This window comes from Streptomyces sp. enrichment culture, from assembly GCF_964272895.1.
GTDB lineage: Bacteria > Actinomycetota > Actinomycetes > Streptomycetales > Streptomycetaceae > Streptomyces.
This window is the reverse complement of sequence record NZ_OZ186832.1, coordinates 6973562-6985099: the sequence shown is the minus strand read 5'-3', so window position 1 is coordinate 6985099 and position 11538 is coordinate 6973562. Positions and strand designations below refer to the sequence as shown.

Here is an 11538-nt window from a genome sequence, read left to right as displayed (position 1 = left end):
TCTCGCTCTCCTCGCCGACCTCGTCCCACAGGGGGGCGCCGGGACCGGCGCCCCCTGGGTGTGTCCCAACCTGTCGCCGGGTCAGCCCTGTTCCCGCGCCCGGCGGTTGGTGACCGCCCGGCGGCTGGTCGCCAGATGCTCGCGTACCAGGGCCTCGACGCGCTCCACGTCGCGGTCGGCGACGGCGTGATAGAGGGCTTCGTGTTCACGGGCCATGCCCAGCAGGTCGTCGTGCTGGCCGAGGAGCCAGCGCATCCGGCTGCGCAGGACGCGCTCCAGTTCACCGAGGAGCTCGTTGCCGGCCAGCGAGGTGACCGTCTGGTGGAAGTCGGCTGCCGCGCGCCGGGCGCGTACGGCGTCACCGGCGCGGGCGGCCTCCAGCTCCGCGTCCAGATCGGCCCGCAGCTTCTCCAGACCGGCCCGGGTGTGCCGCTGGGCGGCGAGGCGGAAGGCGAGGGTCTCCAGGGCGGAGCGCACCTCGTCCAGGTCGGCGAGATCGCTGGGACTGAACTCCCGGACCACCGCCCAGGACCGCGGCCTGGGGGTGACCAGGCCCTCCGCCACGAGGGCCTTGAGGGCGTCGCGGACCGGGAGCCGGCTGACCCCAAGGTGTTCGGCGACCTCGCGCTCGACCAGACGGCTGCCCGGCGCGCGTACCCCGTCGAGAATCTCGTCGCGCAGTTGGCGCGTCACCCGCTCCGACTCGGGGGTGAACTCCCCAGACCCCGTCATGCTCGCCCTCTCCTGCTCCGGTCCCGCGACCGCCGGGGCCGCCGTGCCACGGCATCGCGCGGCACAGCGACCCTAGCGCGCCGCCCCCGCGCTACCCGACCAGCCGGCCGTCGCGGGCCACCACCTCGCCGGCGTGGACGACCAGGTCACGGGGCGGCAGGTCGACGAGGACCTGCGGCAGGCACTCGCCCTGGACGAGGACGAAGTCGGCCGGGCTGCCCGCGGTGAGGTCGGCGCGCGGCAGGCCCATCACATCGGCACCGCCGTGCGCGGCGGCCTCGTAGCAGGCGCGCAGCTCCCCGTCGAGGCGGACGTCGGTGACCCAGCCCAGCAGATGCGCGCGGTGCACCATGTCGGCGTTGCCGAAGGGGCTCCACGCGTCGCGGACGCCGTCGGAGCCGAGGCCGACCGTGACGCCGTGCTCGCGCAGCCGCTCGATGGGCAGGACGAGGTCGCGGCTGGGGGCGACGGTCGTCAGGGAGATGTCCAGCTCGCCCAGGTCGCGCGCGATGTCCGCGAGTTCGCTGTCGGTCAGGCCGGGCAGGCAGAAGACATGGCTGACGGTGACCCGGCCGCGCAGGGACAGGGCACGGGTGCGGTCGATGATGGCGCGCAGTACGGCGACGCCGCCGGCGTCCCGGTCGTGCAGATGGATGTCGAGCGCGGTGCCGTAGCGGTCGGCCAGACCGAAGACCAGGTCGAGCTGTTCGTCCAGGGCCCCGTCGAAGCTGCTGGGGTCGATGCCGCCGATCGCGTCCACGGCGCCGCTGCGGGCGGCCTCGGTGAGCAGGTCGGCGGTGCCCGGGGTGCGGATGACGCCATGCTGCGGGAAGGCGACGATCTGGACGTCCAGCGCGTGCGCCAGACGCTCGCGGGCGGCGGCCACGCCCTCCACCCCGGCCAGGCCGTACGCCGGGGCGACGTCCGCGTGGGCGCGCATGGCGCGGGTGCCGCGGGTGACGGCGTGGGCCATCAGACCGTAGGCGCGCTCCGCGACCGACCGGTCCTGGCCGCGGAAGAGTTCCACGTCCTGGGCGACGTACTCGGCGATGGTGCTCGCGGGCCTGCGGGTCACCCAGGGTCCGCCCCAGGTGGTCTTGTCCGGGTGGATGTGCGCGTCGACGGGAGCGGGGAGGGCGATGCGCCCGCCGCCGTCGACCACCCTCGCGCCCTTGGGGGCGGGGCCGTCGCTGACCAGGCCGTCGACGACGGTGAGGTCGACGGGGGCGCCGACGCCGAAGGGCCGTACGTCCCGGAAGACCACCGCCCGCCGCCGGGCGCCCTGCGGGGAGGCGGCGTGAGCCGGGGCGGCGTGGTCCTGGGGGGCGGCGGACGTGGGGGCGGAGTGGGCGGCGGCGTGGGCCGGGGCGGTCTGGCTCAGCGCGCCGGCGGCCGTGACGGAGGCGGCTCCGGCGAGGACGGTGCGGCGGGAGAGCGGGGGAGGCGTCATCGGGTTCCCTTCGGGGACGGGGGTGGGCGGCTCTTGGCGGACGACTGCGGTGGTCGGGGGGTGACGCCAGTTTTGTATACCAAATAGTGCCTCATCTAGAGGTCTCACAGCACTCAGCAGATGAGGCGCCATGATTTGGTATCCCATGCGTCATCCTGCCGCCGCGGAGTAGGGTTCACGGCGTGAAACTGACGATTCTCGGCGGCGGTGGCTTCCGGGTGCCGCTCGTGTACGGGGCTCTGCTCGGCGACCACGCCGAGGGCCGGGTCACCGATGTCACCCTGTACGACCTCGACTCCGGGCGGCTGTCCGCGATCGCCCGGGTCCTCGCCGAGCAGGCCGAGGGCCACACGGACGCCCCGCGCGTGTCCGTCACCACGGATCTCGACGAGGCGCTGCGGGGCGCCGACTTCGTCTTCTCCGCGATCCGGGTCGGCGGCCTGGAGGGCCGTGCGGCCGACGAGCGGGTGGCGCTGGCCGAGGGGGTGCTCGGCCAGGAGACCGTCGGTGCGGGCGGTATCGCCTACGGACTGCGCACCCTGCCGGTCGTGGACCACATCGCCCAGCGGGTCGCCGCGGTCGCTCCCGACGCGTGGTTCATCAACTTCACCAACCCGGCCGGACTCGTCACCGAGGCCATGTCCCGGCGTCTGGGCGACCGGGTGATCGGCATCTGCGACTCCCCCGTCGGACTCGGCCGCCGCGTGGCCCGTGCGCTGGGCGCGGCCCGGCCCGAGGAGGCGTGGATCGACTACGTCGGGCTCAACCACCTCGGCTGGCTGCGCGGCCTGCGCATCGACGGCCGCGACGAGCTGCCCCGGCTGCTCGCCGACCGCGAGCTGCTCGGCAGCTTCGAGGAGGGCAAGCTCTTCGGCCCGGAGTGGATCCAGTCGCTGGGCGCGGTGCCCAACGAGTATCTGCACTACTACTACTTCAACCGCGAGACGGTACGCGCCTACCAGGAGGCTCCGCTCACGCGCGGCGCGTTCCTGCGCGACCAGCAGGCCCGGTTCTACGACCGTATGCGCGACCCGGCCGCGCCCGCGCTGCGTACCTGGGACGACACCCGCGCCGAGCGCGAGGCGACGTACATGGCGGAGAACCGGGAGGCGGCGGGCGCCGGCGGGCGTGACGAGGCGTCGCTGACGGAGTCCGGCGGGTACGAGCGGGTGGCGCTCGCGCTGATGCGGGCCATCGCGCGCGACGAGCGGGCGACGCTGATCCTCAACGTCCGCAACCGCGGGACCCTCGGGGTGCTGGACGAGGACGCGGTGATCGAGGTGCCGTGTCTGGTCGACGCCAACGGCGCCCACCCGGTGGCCGTGTCACCGCTGCCCGCGCACGCCACGGGGCTGGTGTGCGCCGTGAAGGCGGTGGAGCGGGAGGCGCTGGCCGCGGCGGCGTCCGGCTCCCGAGCCGCCGCCGTCAAGGCGTTCGCCCTGCATCCCCTGGTCGACTCCGTCGAGGTCGCGCGGCGCCTGGTGGACGCGTACCGGGCGGTGCATCCGGGGCTGGCCTATCTGACGTAGGCGGGTGTCGGCGTCTCGGTCCCGTGCCCCGCCCCGCCGATGCGTCGGCGCCCGCCCCGCCGAGGCGAGCCCTGCCGCCTCGTACGCTGGTCCCGTGTCGTCCTCCCGTCTGCGTCGTGTCGCCGTCCTCGTGCTCGAAGGGGCCAAGCCGCTCGACGTCGGGATTCCGGCGCAGGTGTTCACGACGCGGGCGAGCATGCCGTACGAGGTGCGGGTGTGCGGGGCGGAGCCGGGGCTGGTGACCGGCGGCGACGGGTTGTCGTACCACGTGGCGCACGGGCTGGAGGCGCTCGGCTGGGCCGATGTGGTGTTCGTGCCGGGGTACCGGTTTCCGGACCGGGAGGACCCGCCCGCGGCCGTCGTGGAGGCGCTGGTCGCCGCGCACGGGCGGGGCGCGCGGCTCGCGGCCATCTCCACGGGCGCCTTCGCACTGGCGGCCACGGGGCTGCTGGACGGGCGGCGGGCCACGACCCACTGGCACTACACACGGGCGCTCGCGGCGAAGCATCCGCGGGTGCGGGTCGACGAGAACGTGCTGTTCGTGGACGAGGGCAGCGTGCTGACGTCGGCGGGCGCCGCCTCCGGCATCGATCTGTGCCTGCACATCCTGCGCGGCGACCTCGGGGTGGCCGCGTCCAATCACGCGGCCCGGCGGCTGGTCGCGGCGCCCTACCGCAGCGGCGGGCAGGCGCAGTACGTGCCGCGTACGGTGCCCGAGCCGCTCGGCGAGCGGTTCGCGGCGACCCGCGAGTGGGCGCTGCACCGGCTGGGCGAGCCGCTGACCCTGGAGCGGCTGGCCCGGCACGCCGCCGTGTCGCCCCGCACCTTCTCGCGGCGGTTCGTGGAGGACACCGGCTACACGCCGATGCAGTGGGTGATGCGGGCGCGCATCGATCTGGCCCGTGAGCTGCTGGAGCGTTCGGAGCGCAGTGTCGAGCAGATCGCCAACGACGTGGGCCTCGGTACGGGAGCGAATCTGCGGCTGCACTTCCAGCAGGTGCTCGGCACCACGCCCAGCGAGTACCGGCGCACCTTCACCCGGGGGGAGTGACCGCGCGGCACGGGCCTCGCCCCACCCGTCGGACCGGCGCCCCGACCGGCCTGCGGGGCCTTGGCGCGATCCTTGCGAACCATGGCGCTCTCGCCTCGGTCGTCATCGGGCGGCGGGCGGGAGGCTGGGGGTGTTCAGAGGGACGAAGGGACACCACTCATGACCCGCATCGCCATCAACGGATTCGGCCGCATCGGACGCAACGTGCTGCGCGCGCTGCTGGAGCGCGACAGCGCCCTGGAGATCGTCGCCGTCAACGACCTCACCGAGCCCACCGCGCTGGCCCGGCTGCTCGCCTTCGACAGCACGGCCGGCCGCCTGGGCCGCCCGGTGAGCGTCGAGGGGGACACGCTCGTCGTGGACGGCCGGCGCATCAAGGTGCTGGCCGAGCGCGACCCGGCGAACCTGCCGTGGGCCGAGCTCGGCGTCGATCTGGTCCTGGAGGCGACCGGCCGCTTCACCTCCGCCAAGGCGGCGCGCGCCCATCTGGACGCGGGTGCGAAGAAGGTGCTGGTCGGCGCCCCGTCGGACGGCGCCGACGTGACGCTGGCGTACGGCGTGAACACCGACGCCTATGACGCGGAGCTGCACACCATCGTCTCGAACGCCTCGTGCACCACCAACGCCCTGGCGCCGCTGGCCGCCGTACTGGACGAACTGGCCGGTATCGAGCACGGGTTCATGACGACGGTGCACGCCTACACCCAGGAGCAGAACCTCCAGGACGGCCCGCACCGCGATCCGCGCCGGGCCCGCGCCGCGGGGGTCAACATCGTGCCGACGACGACGGGTGCGGCCAAGGCGATCGGCCTGGTGCTGCCCGGCCTGGACGGCAAGCTGTCCGGCGACTCCATCCGGGTGCCGGTGCCGGTCGGCTCGATCGTCGAGCTGAACACGACCGTCTCCCGTGACGTGACGCGCGAGGAGGTGCTGGAGGCTTACCGGGAGGCCGCGCAGGGCAAGTTGGCCGGGATCCTCGAGTACTCCGAGGACCCGCTGGTGTCGTCCGACATCACCGGCAACCCTGCCTCCTCGATCTTCGACTCCGAGCTCACCCGGGTCGACGGGCGCCATGTCAAGGTGGTCGCCTGGTACGACAACGAGTGGGGCTTCTCCAACCGCGTCATCGACACCCTGGAGCTGCTCGCCGGCCGCTGACGCCGGCCGCCGCACCACCGACTCCCCGTCCGGGCCTGCCCCGGCGGGGAGTTCGGCTTTTCCGATGAGATCGTCCGGAATCATCCCCGAGGGTCGCAGAAGCGCGACTTTCCCCGCTTGCACGTCAATCACCCAACAGGCACAGCATCTTGACGGATCGTCATAAGTTCTCATGGTGATAGGATCACCGCGCACTTGCGGAGTGCGGTCTAAAGGCGCACCGCTGGTTCACCCCCGCATTGACGGAGATTCAACCATCTGACCGTCAGTCGCCTGAAGAGAGTCTTATGACGTACATACAGAACCCACTGGTGTGGGCTCTCCTCGTCACCACCTCCGTCGCGGTCGCCGCCTTTGTTCGTCAGCGCAGAGCGGCCACATCACTGCGGCAGGACGTCGACGGGCTCAGGGCTCATTATGCGGAGCTGGAGAGCGACTACGCGAAATCCGTCCAAGCAGCTCAGGAAGAGGCCGAGGAAGCCACGCGGACGGTTCTGAAGTCCGCGATGCGAACGCTTCAGGGTCTCGCCGCGGAACAGCAACTCGTCATCTCCGGACTGCAGAAGAAGTACGGCGAGTCGACGATTCTGCACGACCTCCTGGAAATCGACCACACGAATTCACAGTTCGGCCGCCGCGCCCAGTCCATTGCGGTGCTGTGCGACGGATGGCTGGGCCGGCAGCGCGAAGTCGCGTCGGTTTACGACGTGGTGCGCAGCGCCCAGGGCAGGATCCGCCACTACCGGCGGGTGGAAATCCTGTCGCAGGTGGACTTCGCCATCACCAGCCGCGCCGTGGAACCGGTCGCCCTGGCCCTCGCGGAACTCCTCGACAACGCCACCAGCTATTCCAGCCCGGACACCGTCGTCGAGATCAATATCCGTACCGTGCCCAAGGGCATCTGCATCGTCGTGGACGACGCCGGTGTCGGCATGAACGACGAGGAGCGTGCCCGCGCCACCAGGCTCCTGTCGACCGAGCGCGTCTCGGGTGTCTCCGGACTCGGCAATCCGCCGCAGTTCGGCTTCGCGGTGGTCGGTGTCCTCGCCGAACGCTTCGGCTTCGAGGTCTCGGTGGACTCCAGCTCGCCCTACGGCGGTGTGCGCGCCGTCCTCCTCCTCCCCCACGATCTGCTCACCAGCATGCCGGAGAAGCGCACCCCGGCGCCGGGCGCCACCGCCGCCTCCGGGCTGCCGCGCAGTGGCCCCGAGCCCGCGCAGACCGTCGCCTCGACGGCCGACGGGCTGCCCAAGCGGCGCCGCAAGCGGCCGATGGCCATCGTCCCGGGCAGCACGCCCGCTTCCCCCGCCCCGGCTCGGTCCAGCGCCGAGACGGCGGCGATCATGGGTGCGTTCCAGCGAGGCACGCAGTCCGGTCGCAGCGCGAGCCCGGAGGCGGACCCCGCGGCACAGTCGAACGGCACAGCTGGTGCAGGCACTGAAGGACATGAGGTCTCGTGAACGACGATCTGGCATGGATGCTCGACAGCGCCCTGGAGATTCCCGGGGCCCTGCACGCGGTCCTGATATCCGCCGACGGTCTGTTGATGGCCCGTACGAAGGACTTCGACAAGGACAACGCGGACCGGGTGGCCGCCGCGATGAGCGGTGTGCAGTCGCTCAGCCGGTCGCTGGGTTTCTTCTGCGAGGGCGACAACCAGCAGTGGCGGCAGACGCTGGTGGAGTTCGACGGCGGCTGGGTGTTCCTGATATCCGCCGGACAGGGCGCCTACCTGGGTGTCTCGGCCACCCCTGACGTCGACATGGCCGACATCACCTTCCGGATGCAGCAGCTGGTGGGCCAGTTGGGCAAGGCGCTGATGACGCCGCCCCGCGAGAACCTCGGCGCCTCGTCATGACCGGCGCCGACGAGTGGGAGCAGGAGTCCGCCGAGCTCGTACGGCCGTATGTGATCACCCGTGGCCGGGGTTTACCGGACGAGGCCCAGCTGTCGCTGATCACCCTGGTCACGGCGGCCGAGGACCACCAGCAGCGGCCGACCCGGCTCTCCCCCGAGGAACAGCACCTGCTGGACATCTGCTCCGCCGGCTATCTCTCGGTCGCCGAGATCGCGGGGCACACCCGGCTCCCGCTGGGGGTCGTGAAGATCGTGCTGTCCGCGCTCGTCGAAGGCGGCTATCTCATCACCCGCCCGCCCGTGGAGCGCGCGCCCCTGGCCGACGTGGAGATCCTGGAGGAGGTGCTGCATGGTCTCAGGGCAAAGTTTGGATGAGCGGGCCTACGTCCGCGGCGGCGAGCATCAGACGGCGGTGAAGATCCTCGTCGTCGGGCATTTCGCGGTGGGCAAGACCACGTTCATCGGATCCATCTCGGAGATCGTCCCGCTCACCACCGAGGAGACGATGACCCGGGCCGCCGAGGCCGTCGACGACCTCAAGGGGGTCTCCGGCAAGACCACCACCACGGTCGCCATGGACTTCGGGCGCCTCACCATCAGCGACCGGGTCGTGCTGTACCTGTTCGGCACGCCCGGTCAGCAGCGCTTCGTGCAGATGTGGGAGGACATGGCCCGCGGCGCCCTCGGGGCGCTGGTGCTGGTCGATCCCGAGCGGCTTGCGGACTCCTTCCCGGTGATCGACCTGATCGAGAGCTACGGCCTCGAATACGCCATCGCCGTCAACCACTTCGACCAATCGCCCCTGCGTGAGGAGCGCGCCCTGCGCGAAGCACTGGACCTGCTCGACGACACCCCCGTCGTCACCTGCGACGCGCGCGACGAGAAGTCGTCGGCCCAAGCACTGATCACCCTGGTCCGCTATCTGCTGGACCGCGCCTCCTAGGAGCCAGGACATGGACGACCGTTCCCCCGCCCCCGCACCCCCGCCCGGCTGCCCGGCGCACGGCTCCGGCGGCCGAGTGCCCCTGTACGGGCCGGAGTTCGCGGCCGATCCGCAGTCGTACTACGCGTATCTGCGTCACTACGGGCCCGCCGCGCCCGTGGAGCTCGCGCCGGGGGTGGAGGCGACCCTGGTCACCGACTACACCGCCGCACTCCAGCTCCTCCAGGACTCGGGGTCGTTCCGCAAGGACTCGCGGCGCTGGCGGGACCTCGCCGACGGCAAGATCCCCGCCGACAGCCCGGTCGGCCCGCTGCTCGCCTACCGCCCCAACTGCCTGTTCAGCGACGGCGCCGAGCATCTGAGGCTGCGTCAGGCGGTCACCGACAGCCTGGCCCGCGTGGACGCGCGCCGGCTGACCCGCACCACGGAGCGGGCGGCCGCCTACCTCATCGCCCAGTTCAGCGGCCGCGGTTCGGCCGATCTGCTGAGCGACTACGCCAAGCAGCTGCCCCTGTTCGTCTTCAACGACCTCTTCGGCTGCCCGGCCGACGTCGGCGACCGGGTCCTGTTCGGTATCTCCGGCATGTTCGACGGCGTCAACGCGGAGAAGGCGACCGCGGTCCTGCTCCAGGCGGTGAGCGATCTCATCGCGCTCAAGCGGTCGCGGCCCGGCGACGACATCACCTCATGGCTGATGCGGCACGAGGCACGGCTCACGGACGAGGAGATGGTCCACCAGCTCGCCCTGCTGCTGGGCGCGGGCGCCGAACCGCTGCGCAACCTGCTCGGCAACACCTTGCACCGGCTGCTCACCCACGACCGGTACGCCCACGGGGGCGGGCTGATCGAGGAGGCCGTCGACGACACGCTGTGGGAGAACCCGCCGATCTCCAACTACGCGGCCCACTACCCCGCCTCCGACATGGAGTTCGCCGGTCAGAAGCTGGCGGCGGGCGATCTGGTCCTGGTGAGCTTCGCGGCCGCCAACACCGGCCCCGCCCTGACGTCCGCGCGCCAGGCCGGGAGCAACCGCGCCCACCTCGCCTGGAGCGCGGGACCGCACGCGTGCCCCTCCAAGGAGACCGCCCGGCACGTCACCGTCATGGCGGTCGAGCATCTGCTCAACCGGCTGCCCGACGTCGAACTCGCCGTGCCCGAGGACAGCCTGACGTGGCGTCCGGGCCCCTTCAACCGGGCGCTGGTCACCCTGCCGGCCCGCTTCACCCCCGTGGAGCCGGTGCGCGGGTCCGCCACCGTCCGGGCGACGGCGGACGAGACCGCTCAGCCCAAGGCCGGCGACCCGGCCCCGCGCCGCACAGGACTGTGGAGCAAGTTCCTCAACTGGCTGGCGGAGTGATTCACACGACACTCACCAGTCCCACACGACCGCATGAAGCACGAATCGGAAGGGTAACGATCGCTTCCGTATCGATTCCCGGTCGAAGGACGGTTCGTGTCTCGCATATCTGTCGGATCAGCGCGACTTCGCCCCCGCAGACCGCGGCGGCGTACGGACTGCCGTAGCGCGAGAAGTCAACTTCACAGACAGCAGGGGAAGATACCCGCCCGCATCGGCGGGTATCTTCTTGCGCGCCCGGCCCCCGCCCGCCCCGCCGCGCACCACGGCGACCGCCGGGGGTGCCGATGAGGAAGGGCCGCACCTCCCTGGCAGTGCCGGCGCTCGGCTGCTTCACCGCCCGCCAGCTCGTGCGGCTGTGCGACGTCGCCGGACTGCCCCCCGAGGACTCCGCGACCTACGCGGACGTCCTGCTCCACACCCTGGGCCCGATGGCCTCCCGGCCGCTCCACGAGCCGCCGCCCTGCCGCACGTTCCTCTCCGACGACCACACCCCGGTCGAGTACTCCTTCGCCTTCCACACGGGTGCCGCACCGATGCTGCGGGTGCTGCTGGAGCCGGGCTGGGCCGCGGACACGCTGGCCGAGAACGGCCGCGCGGGCCTGCGGGCCGTCCGTGACATGGCCCGGACCTGGCGCTTCGCCACCGACCGGCTCGACGAGCTGGAGGACCTGTTCTTCCCCGAGGACCCCGAGGGTCCGCTGGCGCTGTGGTGCGCGCTGGAGCTCTGCCCCGGCGGAGTGCCCAAGGTGAAGGTCTATCTGAACCCGGCGGCGTCCGGGGCCGAGCGCTCCCACGCGACCGTGCGGGAGGCGATGCGCCGGCTCGGCCACGGCGAGGCGTTCGCGGCCCTGCCGCCCGCGGACGGCTTTCCCTTCCTCGCGCTGGACCTCGGCGACTGGGAGACACCTCGGGTGAAGGTCTATCTGCGGCACGACGGACTCTCCGCGGCCGAGGCGCCCGGCCTGTCCCGGATGCCGGCCGGACCCGAACCCGAGACGGTCACGGAGTTCTTCCGCACGGCGGCCGGGCTCGACGGCACAGGGACGGACGACGCCGTCCCGCTCACCGGCCGCCCCGTGCTCACCTGCCACGCCTTCACCGAGTCCACGGCCGGTCTGCCCAGCGGCTTCACCCTGCACATCCCGGTCCGGGACTACGCCCGGCACGACGGCGAGTCCCTGGAACGGGCCGCGACCGCGCTCTACCGGATCGGCGTGGACCCCGCGGCGCTCCTCGGGTCGCTGTCCGCGGTCACCGCACGGCTGCCGGAGGAGGGCGTGGGACTCATCGCGTATCTGGCACTCGTCCACCAGCAGGGCTGCCCGCCTCGGGTGACGGTCTACATCTCCTCCGAGGCGTACGCGGTACGGCCGCCGGTGCGGGTGCCGGTCCGAGGGGCCGTGCCGGTGTACTGATCCGGCCTTGCGGGGCCCTGGGCCACGGGTGCGGTCAGCGTCG

The 11538-nt window shown here is 72.1% G+C and carries 11 protein-coding genes; 9 read left to right on the top strand and 2 right to left on the bottom strand.

From position 1 onward, the window contains the following. Positions 1–81 precede the first annotated feature (81 nt). Together ACSU6M_RS31190 and ACSU6M_RS31185 are read right to left on the bottom strand one after the other, a co-directional pair. The gene (locus ACSU6M_RS31190) at positions 82–732 is read right to left on the bottom strand and encodes a GntR family transcriptional regulator (RefSeq protein WP_437074260.1); all 651 of its coding nucleotides are present in this window, start codon (positions 730–732) and stop codon (positions 82–84) included. A 91-nt stretch (positions 733–823) separates the two neighbouring features. Continuing rightward, on the bottom strand, positions 824–2182 hold the full coding sequence (locus tag ACSU6M_RS31185) for an amidohydrolase (protein WP_437074258.1): 1359 nt from the start codon (positions 2180–2182) through the stop codon (positions 824–826). Positions 2183–2364: 182 nt separating this feature from the next. On the opposite strand from ACSU6M_RS31185, the gene ACSU6M_RS31180 reads away from it, so the two are divergent. From ACSU6M_RS31180 to ACSU6M_RS31140, 9 genes are all read left to right on the top strand, one after another. Then, the gene (locus ACSU6M_RS31180) at positions 2365–3711 is read left to right on the top strand and encodes a 6-phospho-beta-glucosidase (RefSeq protein ID WP_437074256.1); all 1347 of its coding nucleotides are present in this window, start codon (positions 2365–2367) and stop codon (positions 3709–3711) included. A 94-nt stretch (positions 3712–3805) separates the two neighbouring features. Next, positions 3806–4762 carry a GlxA family transcriptional regulator gene (locus ACSU6M_RS31175; RefSeq protein WP_437074254.1) on the top strand — a complete coding sequence of 319 codons (957 nt, stop codon included), beginning with the start codon at positions 3806–3808 and terminating at the stop codon, positions 4760–4762. Positions 4763–4921: 159 nt separating this feature from the next. Further along, positions 4922–5920 (top strand): type I glyceraldehyde-3-phosphate dehydrogenase, encoded by a 999-nt coding sequence (gap, locus tag ACSU6M_RS31170; RefSeq protein WP_437074252.1) that lies wholly within the window; start codon positions 4922–4924, stop codon positions 5918–5920. A gap of 287 nt (positions 5921–6207) precedes the next feature. Beyond that, the gene (locus ACSU6M_RS31165; RefSeq protein WP_437074250.1) at positions 6208–7380 is read left to right on the top strand and encodes an ATP-binding protein; all 1173 of its coding nucleotides are present in this window, start codon (positions 6208–6210) and stop codon (positions 7378–7380) included. Next, on the top strand, positions 7377–7778 hold the full coding sequence (locus ACSU6M_RS31160) for a roadblock/LC7 domain-containing protein (RefSeq protein WP_437074248.1): 402 nt from the start codon (positions 7377–7379) through the stop codon (positions 7776–7778). The genes ACSU6M_RS31165 and ACSU6M_RS31160 overlap by 4 nt, the downstream gene beginning before the upstream one ends. Further along, a complete protein-coding gene (locus ACSU6M_RS31155) occupies positions 7775–8152 on the top strand; it encodes a DUF742 domain-containing protein (protein WP_437074246.1) in 378 nt (125 codons plus the stop codon). Before ACSU6M_RS31160 ends, ACSU6M_RS31155 begins: the two co-directional genes overlap by 4 nt. After that, complete coding sequence (locus ACSU6M_RS31150; RefSeq protein WP_437074244.1) at positions 8127–8720, top strand: GTP-binding protein; 594 nt, start codon at positions 8127–8129, stop codon at positions 8718–8720. Before ACSU6M_RS31155 ends, ACSU6M_RS31150 begins: the two co-directional genes overlap by 26 nt. A 10-nt stretch (positions 8721–8730) precedes the next feature. Next, positions 8731–10077, top strand: coding sequence for a cytochrome P450 (locus ACSU6M_RS31145; protein ID WP_437074242.1), 1347 nt, complete (start codon positions 8731–8733; stop codon positions 10075–10077). Positions 10078–10364: 287 nt separating this feature from the next. Further along, a complete protein-coding gene (locus tag ACSU6M_RS31140) occupies positions 10365–11495 on the top strand; it encodes a tryptophan dimethylallyltransferase family protein (RefSeq protein WP_437074241.1) in 1131 nt (376 codons plus the stop codon). Positions 11496–11538: the final 43 nt, after the last annotated feature.